At 37.3% G+C, this 22111-nt stretch carries 13 protein-coding genes; 2 read left to right on the forward strand and 11 right to left on the reverse strand.

What is annotated here, in order from left to right; genetic code table 11:
• Positions 1-436: 436 nt before the first annotated feature.
• Complete coding sequence (locus tag FLA105534_RS00225) at positions 437-2602, forward strand: TonB-dependent receptor (RefSeq protein ID WP_173964044.1); 2166 nt, start codon at positions 437-439, stop codon at positions 2600-2602.
• Between the two features lie 410 nt (positions 2603-3012).
• Here the strand turns inward: FLA105534_RS00225 and FLA105534_RS00230 are convergent, their stop codons facing one another.
• The 4 genes from FLA105534_RS00230 to FLA105534_RS00245 form a co-directional block, all read right to left on the reverse strand.
• Positions 3013-3942 (reverse strand): leucine-rich repeat domain-containing protein, encoded by a 930-nt coding sequence (locus tag FLA105534_RS00230; protein WP_217427677.1) that lies wholly within the window; start codon positions 3940-3942, stop codon positions 3013-3015.
• 367 nt (positions 3943-4309) lie between these two features.
• Entirely contained in the window at positions 4310-4756 is a 447-nt protein-coding gene (locus tag FLA105534_RS00235; RefSeq protein WP_173964046.1) for a hypothetical protein, read from the reverse strand.
• Between the two features lie 724 nt (positions 4757-5480).
• Positions 5481-6149, reverse strand: a complete 669-nt coding sequence (locus tag FLA105534_RS00240) for a hypothetical protein (protein ID WP_173964047.1) — start codon at positions 6147-6149, stop codon at positions 5481-5483.
• A 234-nt stretch (positions 6150-6383) separates the two neighbouring features.
• A complete protein-coding gene (locus FLA105534_RS00245; protein ID WP_173964048.1) occupies positions 6384-6524 on the reverse strand; it encodes a hypothetical protein in 141 nt (46 codons plus the stop codon).
• Between the two features lie 1638 nt (positions 6525-8162).
• Here FLA105534_RS00245 and FLA105534_RS00250 point away from each other — a divergent pair.
• A complete protein-coding gene (locus tag FLA105534_RS00250; protein ID WP_246253129.1) occupies positions 8163-8747 on the forward strand; it encodes a thiamine pyrophosphate-dependent enzyme in 585 nt (194 codons plus the stop codon).
• Between the two features lie 175 nt (positions 8748-8922).
• Here FLA105534_RS00250 and FLA105534_RS00255 read toward each other — a convergent pair whose 3' ends face one another.
• The 7 genes from FLA105534_RS00255 to FLA105534_RS00285 all read right to left on the reverse strand — a co-directional run bounded on the left by FLA105534_RS00255 (position 8923) and on the right by FLA105534_RS00285 (position 22110).
• Positions 8923-9600, reverse strand: coding sequence for an HAD family hydrolase (locus FLA105534_RS00255; protein WP_173964049.1), 678 nt, complete (start codon positions 9598-9600; stop codon positions 8923-8925).
• A 67-nt stretch (positions 9601-9667) separates the two neighbouring features.
• Entirely contained in the window at positions 9668-11017 is a 1350-nt protein-coding gene (locus tag FLA105534_RS00260) for an MATE family efflux transporter (RefSeq protein ID WP_173964050.1), read from the reverse strand.
• A gap of 12 nt (positions 11018-11029) precedes the next feature.
• On the reverse strand, positions 11030-15436 hold the full coding sequence (locus FLA105534_RS00265; RefSeq protein ID WP_173964051.1) for a non-ribosomal peptide synthetase: 4407 nt from the start codon (positions 15434-15436) through the stop codon (positions 11030-11032).
• A gap of 44 nt (positions 15437-15480) precedes the next feature.
• Complete coding sequence (locus FLA105534_RS00270; RefSeq protein WP_173964052.1) at positions 15481-16608, reverse strand: Gfo/Idh/MocA family oxidoreductase; 1128 nt, start codon at positions 16606-16608, stop codon at positions 15481-15483.
• Between the two features lie 13 nt (positions 16609-16621).
• Positions 16622-17719 carry a saccharopine dehydrogenase NADP-binding domain-containing protein gene (locus tag FLA105534_RS00275; RefSeq protein ID WP_173964053.1) on the reverse strand — a complete coding sequence of 366 codons (1098 nt, stop codon included), beginning with the start codon at positions 17717-17719 and terminating at the stop codon, positions 16622-16624.
• Position 17720: 1 nt separating this feature from the next.
• Positions 17721-21299 carry an amino acid adenylation domain-containing protein gene (locus FLA105534_RS00280; protein ID WP_173964054.1) on the reverse strand — a complete coding sequence of 1193 codons (3579 nt, stop codon included), beginning with the start codon at positions 21297-21299 and terminating at the stop codon, positions 17721-17723.
• 10 nt (positions 21300-21309) lie between these two features.
• A complete protein-coding gene (locus FLA105534_RS00285) occupies positions 21310-22110 on the reverse strand; it encodes a thioesterase II family protein (protein ID WP_173964055.1) in 801 nt (266 codons plus the stop codon).
• Position 22111: the final 1 nt, after the last annotated feature.

The raw sequence follows: 22111 nt of genomic DNA on the forward strand, positions 1-22111 counted from the left end.
CACTATTGTTATTTAATTGTATGAAGTTAATCTTAATTTTTTAGATGAAGATTTCCTGAAAAAGTTAAAGAAAAGGATTTAGAATTGTATATTTAAACATCTTGAATGTAGATAAGATAAATGAATTTAAGAAAAAACAAATGGGTTGTCATTCTTGAGAGCCCATTTGTTTTTATATAAGATTAAAATTTTACAACAGAATAATTATTGTAAAGCATTCTTTTTTAGCTTTATTTAAATCAATATGAACTCGTTATTAAAAACTTGTTTTTGAAAATTTATTTATAATTAATTCTTTTTGGAATGTTATATCAAGGAAAAAAATAATATAATTTTGCGCCCGAAAAACCGCGGTAATATTTTCTAGTAAAAAAACACAAAATCATATTTTTTATTCTATTAAAATCAGCTGCTTGAATTAATTATAATTATCGAAATGAAAAAAATTATTTTGTTTTTAACGCTGTCAATACAATATACTTATGGACAAAACAAAGTTGAAAAAGAGGGGACAAAAAACAGTCAGCTTGAAGCGGTTATTGTAACAGCGAACAAAGTAGAACAAAAAAATGTAGAGGTTCCGGTAGCTGTCACTTCTATTTCGGCAAAAGCAATCACAGATTCCAGATTGGTAAGTTACTCTGATTTAACAGCAAGAGTTCCTAATTATTTATATCAAGGCTCTAGTGTTGGTTTTCAATCGATACATTCTATCAGGGGAATTCAAGTATTTAGTTATAACCCAGCTGTATCCACTTATGTTGATGATGTGAATTCATTGGATATTATGGCTGGTGGATTTGAACTTACTGATATTGATCGTATTGAGATTTTACGTGGCCCGCAAAGCACCCTTTTTGGACGCAACGCTATGGGAGGTGTTGTAAATATTTATACAAAGAAACCTACCAACAAAACTACAGGATTTATAGAACTGGAAAGCGGAAATTTTGCTTTACAGCGTTATTCAGCTGGTATCAAAACACCATTGATTAAAGATAAATTATTTTTTGGTTTAAATGGTTTATTCCTGAAAAAAGATGGTTTTATGAAAAACGACATCACAGGAACCTCGTCAACCGATACCAGTTTAAACGGAAAAACCATTGGAGATGAAGAAAATACATATGGAAATATTTTTTTTAAATGGCTCGTTAATCATAAACTTAGTTTTACCACTAATGTCAAACATCAAAGAGACTTTTCAAATGCATCAGGCTATTTAGTATCACAAAAATCAAAAAAAAATGCTTTGGAAACACCTACAGTCATTAACCTGGCCAGAATAGGAACTCATGAAAGAAAAATGACTAATTATTCCTTAACAGGAAAATATCAAGCCCAAAACTTCGAACTAACTTCTATTACCGCTTTCCAGCAAATTTCTTTTTTGTTTAAAAATATGGATTTCCCTGGTTATTACGAATCCTTCTATAGAAGTGCTATTGGAGAAAAATTACCAACACAAAATGTATGGAGTCAAGAGGTTTTAATTAATTCTTCTAACAAAAATAACAAGTTTCAATACACTGCAGGGGTATATGGTTTTAAGCAAGTTAGCTATGATCCAACAAACAATTTAGCCTATGAATTAGCTCCAAATAAATATGTTATTTATAGAAATAAAAGAAATAACAGCGGATATGCTGTTTTTGGAGAAATAAGCTATAAATTTCTAGATAAGCTTAAAGCAGTTACTGGGGCAAGATACGATATTGAAGAACGTGAGTCTATTTTTAATGGTTTTGGAGATGCCGTTTTTGTGGGCGGGGTATTTACCCAATTAAAACCTGACGTAACAAAAGCGGTAAAATACAATTCATTTTCTCCTAAGGCCTCACTAATTTATAATCTTGACAAAAAATCAAATGTTTATGCGACTTTTACACGTGGTTTTAGAGCTGGTGGCATAAGCTCGCAAATTGTTCCTGCGGGAGTTCGTCAAGATTATGATCCTGAATATTCTGATAATTTTGAGTTAGGTTACAAAACCAGTTTTTGGCACAACAGAGTAAACTTTAATGCAGCAGCATTTACAATTAATTGGCAGGATTTACAGTTCTCTAATTTAGTTGCACCGACTACTTATTCTATGGAAAATGTAGGCGATGCTTACTCAAAAGGTATTGAATTGGAAGCTAATATTATTCCTGCAAAAGGCCTGCAATTGGATTTCGCCTATGCAATAAATAATGCTGAATATAAAGATTTTGATTTAAAAAGAATAAATTTTGCATCAGCTTCAGTAATTATAACACCAATAGGAGGCAACAAATTATCTAATACTCCAAAGACAACATTTTATACCGCAGCTCAATATTCAATCGAAACCTCGGAAAAAGTAAATTTACTGTTTAGAGTTGAATTTAGAAACATTGGAGGATATTATACTGATATTCAAAACAGTCTGTACCAGCCCACTTATCATATTGTAAATACAAGATTTGGATTAAGTTATAAAAACTATGGATTATTTTTATGGACTAAAAATTTGACCAATGAACACTATTTGTTATATGGGAGCAGTGATACCAGTTTAAGAAGGTCATCTGTTGCTGCGATGCCAAGTCAGATAGGGGTGACATTATCTTTTAGATTTTAATTACTTACCTAGAGTTGCTAAAAAACAGTAGAAATAACAATTCATTTTTATCAAAATAAAGTAACTCAAACTTATGTTTATGGAATTGTAAATAGTTATTTTTCTTTTTTTGTGATAAATCATCCCGTTTCTGCTTCTTATGTTTTAAATTTTGGCATTAGTAGTAGTAGTAGTAGTAGTAGTAGTAGTAGTAGTAGTACAAATTATCAAAACAATAAATAATACTAAAAAGTTTAAAACCCGTTATTGACAATCGGATTAATTTCACAATCAGCAAAAGCCTATGCCTCTTTTTAACCTCGATAGCAGTGAGATCCTTTTGTATCTGGATTCGGCACAAAAGATTGAAACCTATAGCGTGAAGAGCTCTCAAAACATTTAAGTATACCTACACTAATTTAAATCGCATTTCAACAGGTGATAATTTTATATTTTCCATTACTAATATTTAAACTCATCAGTGAATTTGACTTGCAATAGAGCGCATATATTTTTGGGTTTTGTGAAATATCTAAACTAACCAGCTGGTTATTCGAACACGATAAACTTTGCAATAATGGATTTTGGATTAAATCTAGCGTAACTAGCTGGTTACTATAACAAACTAATTCGCTTAATGGTGTACTGGAAACTTTTAATATAACCAGCTGATTTTTATAACAACTCAAGTATGTCAAATTTATATTTTTTGAAACATCGAGAGACTTCAGTTTATTTTCATCTAAATAAGCTTTATTCAAAGCAATATTTTTGCTTAAATCTAAGTTGGTCAATGGCGTATTCATACAAACTAAATAACTCAAATAAATATTATGTGTTATATCTAACTTGTTCAATGGATTATTACTACAAGAAAAATTCGACAAATAAAGATTTGCCGAAAGATCTATATCTGTTATTTGATTTTCAGAACATCCGAATGACATCAAATTAATATTATGTGATAAATCTAATGTCTTTAACTGATTGATACTGCAGTCAAAATTAGCTAAAACTATATTTCTACTTATATCTAAGGAAGTTAATTTATTTTGTCCGCATCTTAGGTCCCGCAAACTTGTATTTTTGGAAACATCGAGTGCTTCTAATTGATTTTTGGAACAACTTAAAGTTGTCAATTTCAGGTTTTGGTTTAAATCAAATGCAACCAACTGATTTTCTTGACAAAACAAAGTAACTAACAGTTTACTGTGAGTGATATCAAAAACCTTTAATTTATTTTTAGAACAGTTCAAATATTCTAAAGCATCATTTTTACTAACATTCAATACTTCTAGCTGATTTTCTTCGCATGATAAAGTAGTTAGAGCCAGATTGCTGGATACATCCAAAGAGGTCAATTTATTTTGAAGACAAGTAAGTTTTGTTAATGAAATGAAGTCCTTTATTCCCGTCAAATCCTTTATACCACGATCTTTAATATAAAGCTCTTTTACTTTTGCAATATCATTGCTTAAAACTTTCCCGTCAATCTCCCCACGATCATAACCAAAATCTCTTAATGCAAGTTCAAAATTAACATCCGGAATTAATGTATATTTCTCAACATTTTGAGCTAAGATTAAATTCCATAATGGTGAAACAATAAATAAATAAATAAATAAACAATAAAGCAGACGCTACATTTATTATCTTTTAATGAACAACTATTTTTACTTGACATTCTATTTTTTTTAAATAAGGATTATTTTTTTTTCTTTTAATATGTTATTTCTTTCTTACTAAACTTAATAAATAAGAAATCCTATCTGTATAATATTTGGCATTTTTTTGATAAAAGAATCTGGCATCCAATTTTAGAGCAGAGTCATTATCCCAGACAAACTTTCCAGGATGTTTCATTTGAAACTCCTCCATTGTCTTCGCAAAGTAATAATATGTTGTCTCCTTCCATTCCATTTGTTTTTTTTCAAATGTTGCTTTTTCTTCTTCCGTTTTATCTCTAAAAGTAATCTCTAAAACAGCATTAAAAACTTCTATTTCCCAAAATTGAAGTTCATGATAGTATTCTTTTCTGCAATTTAATTCTTCTTTGCTATTGGTTTTAATACATTCATTAAGTTCTTTTTCAGCGGTTGGCAAAGGATCCGTAATATTTTGGCTAAAACAAGTTGTTAATGTTAAAATAAAAAATAAAATAAATTTTGAAGTCATTATTACACTGAGGTTTTTTACAAATTTTAGTTTTGTAATTTTATAATAAAAACGAAGTTAAGAATTTTATTAACTGGCAATGAAATTACTAATTCCTTTTTCTCTTAAATTAAGCCAACTGAGACAATTGTCATCATTTGTTTTTTATTTTCCCCGTTATACTTGATTTCTTTCTGTTATAAATTCTCTAGGTGTCTATTTTAAATAATTATCTTAGAACACTTGCCTACAAATTATTTGGGAATTAAACAGATTTTCACCTTAATCCCCAACGGGACATCCAAACCAAATTTACAAAGCCAACGGAGGGCAGGCACTACATATGGTAAGCCAATTGCTTCAAATCATCCATAAAAGATGTTGCAATTTGTAATTTCCCTGTCACTTAATCAAACAGAATACTAAAAAAAACTCTAAATAGCACAGAAAAGACATAAAAAGTCCATTTTAAAATGGACTCAAATTTAGATAAATTCAATATTGTGCGAATTTCACTCCCAGAAATTAACTTTTTAATCAATTAGAAAAAAAGTGAATTCTAAGGTACAAACAAGATACAATTTTTAATAAGTATAATTAAAATTGATGATAACATACGCTGTGTCCCAATTTTGATTATAGTCTTTATGTTTAGATCTGCTGTTACTATCCTCCGCTTTAAAATCCATCTTTATCCTCATCGAGGCTTGAGTCCCTTTGGCAATCCTTAAAAAAAAGGTATTATTCAATTAAATAAGTAAGAGATTTCCAATGTATGAAATTCATTCGAGAGTCTAGAAACTATAGGCTTAAATTTTTCATGTTTATAACCCAGTGTAAGCTTTCCATTCGTAAATGATCTGTTTAATAAAAATCTGAATTCACGAGAATCAGCATAACGCTCTCCTAAAATCGGGCTCTTTATAAAATACCAGATGAATCCAACCTGAATGCTACATGATCTTAATTTTATCTTATCCAGATTATAGTTTAAACCCACATCAAAAGTTGTTCGGATGTAATTGGCATGGTTTTTATTTTGATAAAAAAAACTCCTCCATTCCAGACGTGCCTCCTGTTCAAGCTGTAAGTCTTCAATTACGGCGTTCTTTAAGTTAATACCTAGCCATGGACGCAATTCAATACTGTTTACTATTTCACTGTCAAATGTATTTAGCACAGTCAAACCGCTAATAAGTTGCCAGCTTTTGTAATTATAGTCGATTTTTGCTTTAGCGCTTATCCTGCTCCATTCCGTGTCATTGTAGATATGTTTCCATACACCTGAAACATTATAGGTACACTGGTTTTTTCTAAAGTTTTTTCCAATGGTCAAATTTGAAAAAAAATATTCCTGCCCAAATGATGCAAAGGGAATTATAAACACAAAAGCAATAATAATCACATTTCTCATGCCGATATTTATAAACTTTTAAATTACAAGCTAATACTAAAAAATACACTCCTCAAAAACTGGCTTTCATTGTCGCAAACAGCCTAAGCCACAAACATACCTTGTTCATCTTTCGCGCGTATCCAATTTTAACAGTCAGAAAAGGGTTTCGGTGCATTTCAAAATCTTCCAATCATAAAATTGTGGTATCAAATAACATGATCTTGTTCAAAGCTGAGAAACACCTTTCTGATTTTATCCGTAAATATATCCAAGCCATCTTTCCTCTCCAAAAAGGTCGTCACTCGAAAAAGTGATAATAATTCCATCAATTTCGATGTTCAAATCGATTACAAGCACATTTTTAATTGGATCTGCATGTCTTCCTCTATCCATCTGCCCTTTATTTTCAAGTTAAATTTATACAATATTTTGCAATTCAAAAATATTATTTATCTGATTATCAAAAAACACTAAGCTTAAAATCTTACAAAAACAAGTAAACGCGAAAATACTAAGAAAAGCATGCATAATCATCTTTCATCTTGCCGGCTTGGATAGAACACAGATTTCGCTCATTAAACATAATTATAAAATAAAAATGCATGTTTGATTATCCCTTTTTAAAATTCACAGACAATAATTAGACTTTGTAAATCTGAATTCCAGAACAGAGGACAAGAATCTCGTATTACAAAATGTAAAATCAAACACCTCATTTAAAGAGGTAAGCTGTGGATTTTAGCTTGTGCCATAGTAATGTCTGCATTGGACTTAATGTGAGTTTCACAGCAATCATTATCAGAGTAATACCAAAATCGCCTCTGATGCGATCCGAGCTGCTATTATATATGGCTGAAAGAGCTACCTATGAGCAAAGCTGTACATAAAATTTTCATCGCAGTTGAAATTACCGTATTTGCCACTTGAGCCAATGCAGAATCGGCTAGTCGGTGAGCGAAACTATGAAAGCATTTAATACAACTATTATCGCCTTTAAAACAGGCTCTCCGTAACTGTCCTTTAGTCCGAGCTAACAATTAATATTTCATTTAGACAGAGGGATCCAGTATATCTATAAAGGCTTTACATACATTTTATCAAAAAGTGAACAAATCTCCCAATGTATGAGCAGAAAAGGCAACCGTTATGATAAGGAAGTTGTTGAAACTTTCTTCAAAATAATTAAATATAGAATTAATTTAACATAACCCATTACACATCTATTAAAAAATCTATATATAGTTGTCAGGTATATAAATCCTTCCCTAGTTTGGATGTGAGTAATATCCGAAACTCAAGTTTTTCACGGCATTTTTGCAAAAAAAACTTTCTGTTTATTACATTTTTGATTATTAAATAATTATGATTAGAGTTGGTTGTCGCTTTGAACTTCTTGCTTAACTTACTTCGTAGTTCAAGCTGTTTCATATGTTTTGCCACAGTAATTCTAGAAATTTTGCAACCTAAATTCTGGAGCTCTTGTCTTACTCTAGAACTTTCACAGCATTGCTTGGATTCAAAATAAATCAATGTTATTTGTTCTCGTATAGTAATTTTTAGTTGCAACCTAGTAGTAATTATTTATTCATCAGTAATAACTTCCACTACTCATGTGCAGAACTTTGCACATTTTTTCAATCGAAAATAGTTATCCTTTGTTTTTTATGAAACTATAAATCATCGACCACTCTTGGAAAAAAAGCCGATTGTTTTTTTTAAATATATCACACTCTAAATGAATATACTTGAGTTTTTTTTCTCTCTAGTTAATGAACTTTTTCCTGCTCGAGAGTTAGTTTTAAATCTCCTTTTTCAGAAAAGCTTCCTTCTCCAAACTCGTTGAATTCTTTACGCATTTATACAACTGTGTGCTGTTACTCTAACTCTCTGGCGAATTCTGATAAATTTGGTCTATCATAACTCAATTGAACGGCTTTTTTTAGTTCTGCGATGGTCTCTTTGTTATTTTTAGATTGTTTTTTTTACTTTCCATAAAAGAGACTAAAGAAAAGTAAAAATATTTATATTCTCGTGGCCGATGCCGGCTTTCCTTTATTGGGTGCTCAGGGCATCCGTATTGCAGAGCCTAATGGATTTGTGGCGCAGGCATCCTGGCTTTCTATCGGTTATTCTGTACCAGCCGCAACTGGAATAAAATGTGCCAGACCGGATAAAAGACCGGTAGTATTTGTTGGCGATGGTGCTTTTCAGGAAACCTGCCAGGCAATATCAACACAGAATAAATTGAAACACGACACGATTGTTTTTGTACTGGATAACGGTATTTATGGTATCGAACAAATGCTTGTGAATCCAAATCCTTTCCGTGGTGCGGATAAAGTAGATTATGATATTCCTGATTTAAACAGTGTTTACGATTACAATGAAATGCATCGTTGGAAATATGCCAAGCTTGTAGATGTATTTGGGGGCAAAGGTTTTGAAGTTAACAGTTTAGACGAACTTGAAGAAGTTTTGCAGCAACTTGAGACTATTAAAGAAAATACAATTATACATGTGAACATTCCAAAGACATCCATTCCCGAGGCGATTGCTTACAAAACGGAAGAGCCTGGAGAGGATGAATTTTTAGATAAAGACTGGAATTTATGTTAAAGTAAAGACGTCAGAAAAATAGATTTTTTAAACCTGACCGGTTTCAAAAAACGGTCAGGTTTGTTTTTTATGGAGCTTAAGTATATAGTTTTTTCAGGAGAAACATATTAAACCATTTCTTCAAACACAGTTTCACTCAAAGGTTGATTGCTGTTTTATGCCGCCCAGGTGCATTTTAAGACCAAATTAGAAAATCCCAGTTGTTTTTTTTAGCAAATGAAATGAGCCCTTTGTCCGGATTTATGGCCACAGGGTATTTTACGGAGCACAACATAGGGATATCATCAGTCGAATTTCCGAATGAGGCACAATGCTTCAGATCGAATTGATTTTTAGTTGCATGTTCGTTGATCAGTTCGGCTTTTCGTTTTCCTGAAACAGCACGACCCGCAATTTTTCCGGTGTAAATTCCGTTTTTTGTTTCCAAAGAAGTTGCAAGTAATACGGCACCTAATTCTTGTGCTAAAGGTTGTAAAAAAAGATCTAAAGAACCTGAAACCAAAACAATCGGAATTCCTTGTTTTTTTAATGAGCTGACCGTTTCAAATGCTTCCGGAAAGAATTTCTTTTTATACTTTTCCTGATAGCATTGTCCTTGTAAAGAAGACATTTTTTCAATAGAAATACCTTTATATTGCCGATAGATGGATGCAGTTGACATTTCGCGATTAATTTTGTCCAGTACGGTCCAATAAACAAACCGAAGGGGTAGCATCGTTTTCCAGAGGGTGTATTTAGCGGGTGACATTAGCTGTTTTTTGATGTACATTAGAGGGTCAACAATGTTGCTTTTCGTTAATGTTCCATCTACATCAAAATAAGCGGCGTGTAGATTTTCAGGGAAGTTTTTCATGGTAATGGTCTGAGTTACTTAAGGGGGTGATGATTTAATTTGTATGTCCTGTTAAAGCTAATTTTGTTTATAGCCTGTTCATTTGTCTTAATTCGCGAACAATCATAATAATGGTAATAATGGCCACGATGTACTCGATTGCGCTTGAAGCAAGATAGATCCAATTGATTCCAAACAGCACGGGCAAAATAAGCATGGCAGGCACGTAAAAAATAATTTGACGGGTAATCGCCAGAAATACGGCCGGTTTGCCTTTGCCAATGGAAGGATAAAAACTCATCGTCATGAACAAAAACGGAATGACAGGAGTAGCCCATAATAAAACTTGAAAATTCTGATAATGCAGGTTTTTTAATAAAGCTACATTGATCATCGAAGAAAGTATTTGTCCGGGATAGGCCATGATAAGAATCCATACGGGCAAAATGAGGGCTGTCGATAAGACGACAAAAATCATATAGGCATTTACGGTTCGCGTATATTTTCCTGCACCGTAATTGATTCCGACAATAGGTTGAAGTGCTCTCATAAAACCCGCAATTGGCATCAACAATAAAGTATATACGCGGTAGGCTGCTCCGTAAACAGCCAAATCGACGGTGTTGCCGTATCGGGAAATGCTCTGAAAGATGGCTATTGCCTGTATCAGACTCATGACTACCATGACAAAAGAAGCCATTCCCAAAGAGGATATAGTTTTTAAAATAACAGTATCATATGTAAAAGATAAAGGTTGTGCCGGAAAAGAAACCCGCCCGCTGCGAAAATAACAGAATCCAAATACAGAATAAACAAACATCCCGATATTCATACCCCAGGCTGCCCCAATTATCCCAAGTTTTAATACTTCTATAAGGAAATAACTAATCAGTACATTTACCACTAATCCCGTTCCCATGATAAGTGCCGCAAGTTTCATTTTGCCTTCTGCTCTTACAATCATATTGGCAGCAAAACCATATACCCAAAAGAAAACACCAAAAAGAGTGTGCTGAAAATAGGTATGAGCGAGGTTTAATACTTCGCCTTCAGCTCCCATAAATTGTAAAATGATGCGACCGCTAAAGAAAACAAAAAGGAGATAGGCCAGGGATAAAACAACACATAAAAAATTGACATTGCCCATTAGAGCTACCTGTTTCTGATGGTCTTTTTCACCAATAGCAATGCTGAGTATAGAACCGGCTCCCACACCAATGAGGGAGCCAATACCCATAGTTAAAGAAACTACCGGATATGTAATGACAACAGCAGCCAAAGCATTTTCGCCTATAAATAACCCGACCAAAACAGCATCTAAAACCATATTAAGGCCATACAAAACCATGGCAATGATGATGGGCCAGGACAAGCGTAATGCCAGGCCCCATAGATTTCCATTCAGGATTTTGTCTTTGTGTTCCATACTATTATTCATACCAGTGAAGGATTAATTAGTTGAAAGATCTCGTAAATGGTGTACAAGATCTGGAGCATATTCTTCTCCCACGCACCCCAGGTGATCGCCTTCTATTTCTGTGATCTGCAGTTTTCCAAGGCTTATTCCGGACCAGAGCTCGACAATATCATCATTGATTCCGGTAGCGGTTGTGGAGCCTTGTTCTTTTGCTTTAAAATAACGTATGTCACCAAAATAAGGAGGTGAGGTAAATCTGGAAGCTTTGAAATTTTGGGCAAAAGTGCTGTAAGTTCGTTCCAGAAGTTCTTTTGGCATTTCCCTCCCCGTTAAACGTTTCATAGTAGAGAGATAAGCATCAAAACGATCGGATTGACTTATTGCTTTCATATTGTTGAAAACCGAGCTGATTTCTTCCAGTTCGCTGTTGCCTTGCATGTTGAAAATCGCACCCTCGGGAAGTTCGTTTTTGTTGTTCTGCAGGGTATTGGTAACCCATTCCATGAATAACTCTCCATTCATAGAACCAAAACCGGCATCGGCAGGAGTAAGACCTAGATTGGGAAGGAAGCGGAATTCAACAAACAAATCATCGTATACTTTGAAGGGAACACGGATGGCATCGATAATACACAAATCGACGACCTCAATTCCTTTCTCACTTAATCTTCGGGCCATTTCCACCGCTACCATACTACCAATGGAATACCCAATAAGCTGTACTTTTTTTGCTCCATTTTCAATAATTGAAGCACAATAATCATCGGCAATGCGTTCGACCAGCTGATCGCTGTTTATGGCACAATAGGCATCAAAATCGCCTACCGAAATCCCGTAAACGGCTCCCGAATATTGATTTACCATTTCGCGAATCAGGTGTTTGTATCGGTCCAGCGTACCACCTCCTGCATGGAGTATAATGCGATGTGTCCCGGATGGATCACCACCAAAATAGGTTAGTGTTCCAATACGAGTTGGTTTTTTGATCTCCTGAACTTTTTCTGAGGTGCCATTATTTTGTTCCTGATCCCTAAAGAAATCTGCTAAACCGACGATAGTAGGTGAAGTCAGAATTTGTCTTAGAATCAGGTCGAAACTTAGATTATGGTGCCCCCGGTCTGTAAACAGATCGCGTAATTTTCCGGCCATTTGAGCCGATATCAAAGAATCTGCTCCAAAGTCATTAAGGTTCTGGTGTTTTCCAATAGTGTCCATCCCCAGAGAACTGCACCATAAGTCGTGGATGGTTTTTTCAATTTCATCTTGAAAATCCTGATTTCCAATATTGTTTTTATCCGCTTCAAAAACACAGTATTCTTCCAGTTTTTTGGTATCGACTTTGCCATTTGCCGTTACGGGTATTTTTTCAATAATTTGAATATGGGAAGGCACCATATAAGACGGTACTTTTTTGCCCAGTAGCTGAAACAATTCCGAAACAAGATCCGCTTCAGATTGATTTTTGGCAGGAACAATAAAACCAAACAGAGTTTTAATTTTATTGTTTTCTGAATTGGCTTTTGCAATAACAACAGCATTGGAAACATCAGGATGAAGTAGTAGAGCCGATTCAATTTCACCCAATTCAATACGGTGTCCTCTTATTTTTACTTGTTTGTCCCTTCTTCCTAAAAATTCAATTTCACCTCCGGGAGTATATCGGCCTAAGTCTCCGGTTTTGTACATTCTTTCAGCGTCAGCAAAATGAGGGAAGAAACGTTCGTTGGTCAGTACTGGATCATTGAAGTATTCCAAAGCCAATCCGGTACCGGTGATAAATAAATCTCCAGGTTTCCATTCCGGACAATCTCTGAGTTGCTCGTCTAAAATGCGGAAGCCCTGATTAGAAAGGGGCCTGCCATAGGGGATGCTATTCCAATCCGGTTGTAAGCCTTTGTAAATATGAAAATTAGACCAAATGGAAGCTTCGGTAGCTCCGCCCAGACTTATTAACTGTACAGAAGGCACAAGCTGTAGCAGGGTATCAGGAAGATTCAAAGGAATCCAATCTCCCGACAGCATGGCTAATCTGAAATGTGTCAGAGTGGTACCAAGGCTCTGTTTTTCGCTTTCAAGAAAGTGGACAAACATTTGCATAAGAGCCGGTGCGGTATTCCACAATGTGATTTGGTGGTTTTGCAGTAATTCCAGCCAATGTGAAGGATCCCGCTGGCGATCGGGCTGAGGGTAAATGATGGTACCGCCAAGCCCTAACAGTCCAAAAATATCGTACACAGATAAATCGAAACCGAGTTGTGACAGTGCAAGTACACTATCGTTTTGGTCCATTTTAAAACGTCTGTTGATATCTTCAATCGTGTTCAGCGCTCCCAAATGCGATATGACGACGCCTTTAGGTTCACCGGTAGAGCCTGAAGTATAGATCACATAGGCCGGGGCATTGCAATCTTGCTTTATTTTGGCTGAAAGGATTTCAAGGCTAATTTCAGTATGGTTTGGCAAGCTATCTACGGCGATTATATGTACATCATCTTCGGTTCCATACCCTTCTTGTCTAATTTTGTCAGTGGTAAGGACATAACGAATTCCCGCATTTTTGATAATTTTGGCACGTCGCTCCACAGGCTGATTTTCGTCTATTGGCACATAGACACCGCCCAAGGCAAGCACCGCTAATACAGAGGTTACCTGATGGTGTGATTTAGGAAGTGTAATAGCGACCATATCTTGTTCGGAACAACCTAGCTGACTTAATTTTAAAGCGATGGCAACCGATTTTTGTTCTATAGTTTTATAAGGGAATGAACCATATTGATCAACGATGGCTACTTTATCGGCCAAAGTTTTAAAATTTTTGATCACAGCTTCCTGCAATAAGCCCTCCGGTAATTTGGCTGTTTCATGATTGAGTAGATCTCTTTCTTGCTGGTGTCGGGCAGGTAATGCGATCATCTCTTTTTTATTCCAATATCCGGCGTTGTCGGCAAGTTCGTTAAGTACGGTTTCAAAAGTTGAGAACATGTCGTCAATCATGTTTTCAGGGAAAATACCATCCCGGGTGTCCCAGTTTACAGACAGTCCTTGGGCAGTATCTACTACTTGACAATCAATAAATACCTGCGGTGTCTGACTGATGTTGTAGTCGCCAATTTGTCCTTTTAACCCTGCTTCTTCACCGGTATCAAGTAAGCCGATGGCACTGGTCAGTACAACAGGCAGAAGTACTCTTCCGTTTTGTTGTTTGGTCTTTTCACGAAGGACTTCTACTCCGGTAAATAAGGTATGATCCAGATCGTCAAATAACTGGAGGTTCATTTCCTTTGCTTTTTCAGAGAATGTTTTTTGTTCTCTCCAATCTACTTCGAGTAAACTTACGGAAGTGAAATCGCCTACGATTTGATGTACTTCCGGATGAAGAGGCATACGATTCAGTACAGTAAGATTCAGGCAAAAATGCTGCGTTTCGCTCCAGCGTTCCAGTACCGAGGCATACACTGCCGCGACTGCCGAAGTAGGCGTAACACCATATGAATTTGCGGTCGTTTTAAAGTTTTCCCATTTCTTTTTTTCAATGAGGGTACTGTTTCTTGTAAAGTGATTGGAAGTGGTATTTTCGCGTCGGGCAATAGGCAAATTGGGACCTGCAGGTAGTGTTGCTGTGCGATTCAGCCAATAGTTGCGGTCTTTGGCATAGGCAGCAGTTTCACGTACGCCTCTTTCTGCAATGGCGTAATCTCTGAAACTGAGGTTTATGGGTAAAAGTTGTGTCGTGGGATTGAAATAGAGTTTTTCAAATTCCGCCATGAGCATCCACATGCTAATCCAATCTGCAATGAGGAATTCCATTGAAAAATGTAGCACCGATTCTTTCTTTTGCTCCGACTGCGTTGTAGTGACCGCAATATCAAATAAGGGCCATTGTTCTGTATCGTAAACGCGATGGCTCATGCGGGCCCTTACCGCATCAAGAACAGAATCTTGTTTTAAAACGTCTAATACAGAAACGTCCTGATAGCTTACCTTAAAACGAGGGGTTTCTTTTTGAATGGTTTGAAAACCTTGGTTGCTAACCGTAGCGCGTAACATTTCATGTCTTTGCACTAAGGTATTCCAGGTATTTTCAACAAGCTGGTGGTCCAGAGGGTTATATTTTAGTTCCATGTAGAGATGGCAGGCAACACCTCCGTATCGGAAGCCCTGATTTCTGCCCAAAAGATAAGCCGACTGCACATCGGTAAGCGGAAACGGCTTGTAACGATTGGACAGGTCGTTATGGATTGTAATAGTTTTGATCTCTGATTCGAGATACTCAAGGACTTTAGTTTTGTTTTCTTTGAGGAGTTCAATGGTATTTTGATCCATGATGCCTTTCGGCGCCTTGAATTTTAATTTTCCGTCTTCTGTCCAAAGCTGAATTTTCTTTTTTCGCATGCTGCTAATCAGCTCCTGAACATCAGTTTCTTCTATATTTATAATCATATCACAATAGTAGCGTTGTTAATAGTATTTGTTTTTAAGCCGGATTAGTATGCGTTTATTTCTTCCGGTTCGGCCGGGATTTTATTGGCCAGCTCTTTTAGTGTGCTTATTTCTACGTGCTGATATTGGGCATTCGGTTTTAATGTTGGAGCTCCTAAAGCGTTTGTTAAGTCATGCCACAGTTGAGTACATAGTAATTCTAAGTGTGCTCTTTGTTCCGGTTTTTTTTCTCCAGTGATGAAATTTTTCATCATTTGCAGGTCTTTTTCAATGGCTCTTGGCCATTGTTTTTGAAGTATTTCCTGATAACTTGGCGGGAATTCGGGGCCCAGAATCAAGGTGCTTTTTTCATTGAGCTGCTGGTCGGGGGAAACATTTTTTAGGAGCTCGTTATGCGGAATATGAAGTTGGGTTTTCCATACGACTGGACCGTGGGTATCGGTCAAGGATAAAGTGCCTCCCGAACATCCGATAGAAATAGTGTGTAATAAATGCTGATGATTGTCGGGGTCGTTCGGATTTACTTCATTATGAGCACGAAGGGTAAAAGACAGGCCTCCCCATTCGCCCGTAAGTACCTGAAATGGCCCTGAGTCTTTTAGCACATGTTGTATTTTGAGAGGCCTTGGATTAGGTAAAAGAGCAATCATCATTTGAACCAACGGGAAGGAGACCTGAGTAGCAAGTGCTATATCAAGGTAAACGACTTCTTTAGTTTCGAAAAGATGTTTGGCTACTTCAGTAAACCTTCTAAAGGCGGGCAGGTGCGGGTATAAATTACCTGTTATAAAATGGACATGGTTTAATTTTGCTGCTCGCAAACAGGTAGTCAGATCTTTGTGGTGAATGGGATGCTCTTGTAGCACATGAATTCCGTTTGCCATACAATAAAGAGCAAATTCGGTTCCTTTGCCCCCCATTACTCCTGAACGCAGGATGATGCAGGCCAGATCAATATCGTTAGGGTTTATTTCTCTTATATTATTGTAGAGTGGGATGCCGTATGCTTCAGCACATTTTCGGGATCGTTCACTACCACCGGCAATTAGCCCGATGATCTCAAAGTCATCATTGAGATTGCTTAGTGATTCGAGGTAAAATTGCCCAAAAGTCGAGCCAAAAACCACTGTTCTTATTTTTCCTGATGTATAATTTCCGTTGTTATGATTCATCTTTTTGAAATATTTATAAGGATCCTTCCTCCTCAAATGAAAGTTCTTCGATGGAGTGATCCATGATTTGAATAGTATGCGTCGCGTCTGTTTTTTCAAGATGCTCCATCACAAAATCAAGCTCTTCAATAGAAGCGGTGTGATGTAATCCGGGAGGGATTCTGCCTTCCAGTACGGCTTTGACGATTATCGCTGCCATTTTTCCACAGAAAGGGATAATTTTATTGACTTCATAAACCGCTGTTTGTATTTTTTCTACGCCATCAGACTCTCCTTCTAACTGGACCATCAAAATGAAATAAGGACTTCTTCCGAGGGTGTCCATTTCTACGGCAAAGCATAATTTTTCAATCATCGCTTTGGGGTTTGTTTTATATTCAAAGCTGGCGCTGTCAAGTGCGGCAATCGATTTTTCGCCTTCTACAGCAGCATACCACTCTCCGTTTTCGAGCGCAAGTCTTTTGGCTACCAGTTGTGTTTCATCGTCAAACAAAGGGAATAAGGTAATCTCTCCCGGTAAAAAAGGTAGTTTTACGCCACTTTTTCGTGACAATACGTTCGGGACTACACCATTTCTCCAGGCGGCTCGAGGGACATTATTAGAATGTAATGATCCTTCCAGATAATCTTCTGCACCGGCAGGCGTTATTTGCCCTGAAGTACCGTAATAGCTAAGCAGGGAATGAACTTTATGGAACTGTTGTGCAAACCAAACCGGAAAAAGTCCCGAAAATCCGGGAGTAGCTCCGGCGGCGTAAACCAGTACATTTTTTCCAGTATCCAGTGGATTACTTTCATAATCATTATCGATTCCTGCATCTACCATGTTGACGTGGTGTTGTAAACAAATTTCGGCGATGCGTCTGGAATAGCGATGTGATGGAGCAGCACAATTTAATATCAAATCACAACCGCTAATAAAAACGGAAAGACTTTCGTCGTCTTCTACATCTACTTTTTCCCAGATTGCCCCGGGTAAAAGATCAGCTTGTTTTGCTTTTCCTTTCTCGGGATTGCGCCCGCCAATTTTCAATGGCCCAAGACCATATTGCTGTAAGGTAAGGCAGGCATGATGCCCAACTTCTCCGTAACCTCCAATTATTCCTATCATCTTAAATTTCTCCTATTTCCATGGTTTGTAATTCTTGCTGTAGTTTCAAATGTTCGATTTGTACTTTTGCGGCAGTATCTTTTAAAGTGGTTCCAAACAAGGCTCTTAGTGATAATTGCACCTCAAATTGTTTCTTTACTTCTGCGAGAAAACGTGTTGCCGACAAGCTGTCGCCTCCAATTTCAAAGAACACATCGTTTCTGCCTATGGCTTCTAATGCCAGTAAATCTTTCCAGATGCCGGCAATAGCTTCTTCCATTTCGCCGATTGGTTTTTCGAAGTCTTGTGTACTTTTTCGAATATCGGCTTCAATTATAGTTTTGATGAGTTCTGTAAACGATTTTCGATCTACTTTTCCATTAGCACTCAACGGAATCCAGGGAAGGATAGTCAGTTTTTCCGGCATCATATGGGGTGGCAGCAATGCCTGAATGTGAGAGAGTACCATACTTTCTTTCAATTGATGGCGATTTTCGGGACTACGGGTATCGTATAATAGTGTAGAAGAATCGGGAATGACTTCAGCATAAACTTCGGTTAAACCTGTCTTTAGAAAATAGTTTCGCCATGATTTTTCGTTTAACATAGGACTGAATACTGCGCTGCGCTGCGGATTGAAGTGTTGAAATCCACGATCAATTACTCCGGAACTAATTAGTGCCGCCGGCATCAACAGTTCGGCTTCCAATGCTAAAAGACGTCCCCCGTTATTTAATAACAGGCTGCTTATAAACAGACCCTGATTGGGTTCGGGAAAACGGTGCAAGGTGTTGATACTAACTACAAAATCAAAAAGGTACCAATATTCTTCAGGGACCTGATTGTTTTTTAGTTCAATTCCGTTTACCTGATAACCTGCTTTTGAGAGTCGTTCCGTAAAACTACGAACCATGGCACGGCCTTCATCGATTACAGAAAATTCAATTTCAGGATGCTGAATGGCCTGAAGCAGTTTTTCTGTTAAGACGCCTGTGCGACCACCAAGGATGGCTATTTTTATTGGTTTTTTAGAGAGCGGAAACGCCTCATTGATTTTTTCGGCAATACGTTCGATTCCTTTCAGAGTGCCTTTGTCGTGTGTACTTAATATTTCCGGGGATAATAGTGCATCATCCAATAAAGAAACAGAGGGAACCGTATTGGACAGAATTTGACGAAGTAACGGTTTACGGTCGCTTAATTTTTCTTTGAAAGAGTTAAAGAAGTCATCAGTAGTAGCAATCGGGTTATATTCGGTAAGGTAGGAAAGTTGACCGTCGTTTAGTGTTAAAATATTTTCTGTATATAACCAATTGAGCCACATCTCGATCACTGAAGTTTGCTCAGGAGCAATGTTCATCTCTGTAATAAGTTGCGTTTGCAATTGTTTTAGTTGAAATGGCAACGGTTGACTGGCAGACGGATGAATTGAAGTACTTGCAATGTGTTTTTGAGTATGTTGGGATAAATCCAATAATTCGTATAGAAAAGCAGCTACTATTTGTTTTTGAAGTTCGTATTCTTCTTGGGCAGCAGGAGAGGTCGTTGTGAGTAATAAGGAATCATCAATACGATTGTTGGAAAAGACTTTTTCGCCAACGATTCCCGCAACCAAATGCGCAGATTGGTTGATGGAAAGGACTATGGCGGTAGTCTGTGCCACTCCGGGGAAAGTTTTAAGGGCAGCTTCTATTTCGCCCAATTCGATTCTGAAACCATTTACTTTTACCTGATGATCGACGCGACCTAAAAATTCCAGATTGCCGTCCGGCCAATAACGTCCGAGATCACCTGTACGGTACCATCTTTCGTCATTGGCGGTAACAAATCGACTATGGGTAAGTTCTTTGTTGTTGGTATAGCCGGTGGCAACACCTTTTCCTCCAATCCATAATTCGCCGATAACTTCATCGGGACAGTCCATACCCATGTGGTTCACCACGCGGTATTTTTGGTTGGAAAGTGGTTTTCCGTACGGAATTGATTTCCAGTCTTTTTTTATTTCTTCTACCGGAAAAAAATTAGACCAGATTGATGCTTCAGTTGCTCCTCCTAAGGCGATGAGTTGACAGTTGGGAGATTTGTCTCTCATTCTGTGTTTCAAATCCAATCCCACCCAATCTCCTGAGACCAAAATCAAACGAAGGCTCGACAGATCATTTTCTGCCGATGAGGTGACAAGCAGCATATCAAAAAGTGCCGGAACTGAATTCCAAAGGGTCACTTTGTATTTTTCGACCAGATGAAGCCAAAGAGAAGCTTCTTTTCGGTCTTCTTCCCGAATTAAAACCAATGATCCGCCTACCGCCAGGAGCCCGAAAATATCGTAAACCGACAGGTCAAAATCCAAAGCAGACAGGGCTAAAGCTTTGTCTGAGGAGCTTATTTTAAATTTGGTGTTTATGTCCTGAATCGTATTCCAGGCCGCGGCATGGGTAATTTCAACCCCTTTGGGTTCACCGGTAGATCCCGAAGTAAAAATGATATAAGCCAGCTGCTCAACATCTGAATTTACAGGGGCATCCAGCGGTTTGACTTCGGTTATTTCATCGAGGTTTATAAGGGCAATATTTTGTTCTTGTGCTAAATCTTTGAGATGGGGAGAATTTAAAAGTGTCAAAGTATCTGTTACAATAAATTGTACGCCGGCTTTTTTAAAGATTTTTTCCTGACGTCCTGAGGGCTGTTCTATACCTATAGGAATATAGAGTGAGCCACTTCCTAAAATCCCCATAACGGCAACAATCTGAGACGTACCTTTGGGCAATACAATCGCAGCACGGCTTCCTTGTTCGGCTCCTTTGTTAACCAAAACGGAGGATAATTTTAAGGCAGCATTTGCCAGTTCTCCATAACGCATGTGGAAGGATTCATTACTCTCCTGATAGAGTGCAATATCCTGAGGGTGTTTTTGGGCATGCTGAAAAAAGGCCTGATGTATAAGTTGCGGCTCAATAAGCGTTGTGGTCTGATTTACTTCTTCTCTGACTTTTCTTTCCTGCTCTGTTAAAAGATCCGGAATTGTTTGTTGCAGATTTTCTTTTGATGCCCAGTGTAGCAAACGTTCCTGTGTTTCAGCCAAAGATTTAACTCTTTTCTCGCTTAAAAATTCGGGGTTAACCTGCCAGTTGATTTGTACGGTCTCAGCAACCAGTATCGTGATAAGGATTGCAGGTGTGACTTCGGGGATTTTAAATTCGGGGGAGCCGTCCTGATATATTAGTAAAAAATTACTGTTAGCTGATGGTATAGTTTTGCCTGTATTGCCTGTAATGGAATTTTGTAAGTCCGTACAGAGGCTTAAAAAATCGTGGTCGTGTTTGGTGTTTTCCGAAAACGAATGGAGTAGGATCGGGCAGGAATCTTTTGTATTAAAAAGCGTAATCTGTTCCCCCTCTTCCTGATCAGTCAGATCCAGACAGGTCCTTAAAGCAAGTAAGGCAGTGAGTGTTAATACGATCTCAAGTGTTTGGTTTTGTTGATTCAATTGCTCTTGCAGTGCTTTATATTGGACAGTAGTGAGCTGAATTTTTTCTACATAGCAATCACCATCAGGAATGATTTGCGATGTTGTGGTATTATGAAGTAAATCAGTTGTCATTAGAGATAGATTAGATGAGTGACTTTTTTGTTTTTAAAATAGTATGAATCAGAAAATTAAGATAGGTGTCACCTAAGGATTTAATAAAAAAGTGATCGCCTTCAAATTCTGTAATCGTAAAGGTTGCTGTGGTCACTTCTTTCCAGTATGCTACTATTGTTTTATTGGCATCATCCTGAGTACCGCAATGGGCTTCGATCGGAATCTGAAGTTTTTGCCCCGTATATTTAAAGGATTCATGGGTACGTAAATCTCCGCGCAATTGCGAAAGGGTAAACTGTAACATCTCCGGATGGCTTAAAACGGCTTCGGGAGTGCCTCCCATTTTTTTAATTTCTGCAATAATTTCAAGATCAGTACTGACACTGCTTAGCGGATTGGGGTCTTTCATGTGAGGAGCATGACGGCCTGCTACAATAAGTTTTTCAGGTAAAGGAAATCCTCTTTGTTGCAGGGTATGTGCTACCTGAAATGCCACTACAGCACCAAAACTGTGCCCGTATAAAATGTAAGGCTGATGTACTACCGTTGAAAATGCTGTTATGAAAGCCTCTGTCAGTTCGTTGATTGATGCGGCAGTTGGTACCGTAATATGATTGCCGCGTCCGGGAATTTCGATTGGAATGAAATCTATATCGTCTACATTTTTCGTAGCGGTGCACCAACCTCTGTACAAACTGGCACTGCTGCCGGCCGAAGGAAAACAAAACACCTGAATGCATTCTTCTGAAGGCGGTATTGAATTGTTTTTTTCCTTTTCCTCCTTCATTTTTTTGTGATTAAAGGGAAACCATTTTTGTAGTGTATCCATG

The organism is Flavobacterium collinsii (genome assembly GCF_902804485.1).
GTDB classification, from domain to species: Bacteria; Bacteroidota; Bacteroidia; order Flavobacteriales; family Flavobacteriaceae; genus Flavobacterium; species Flavobacterium collinsii.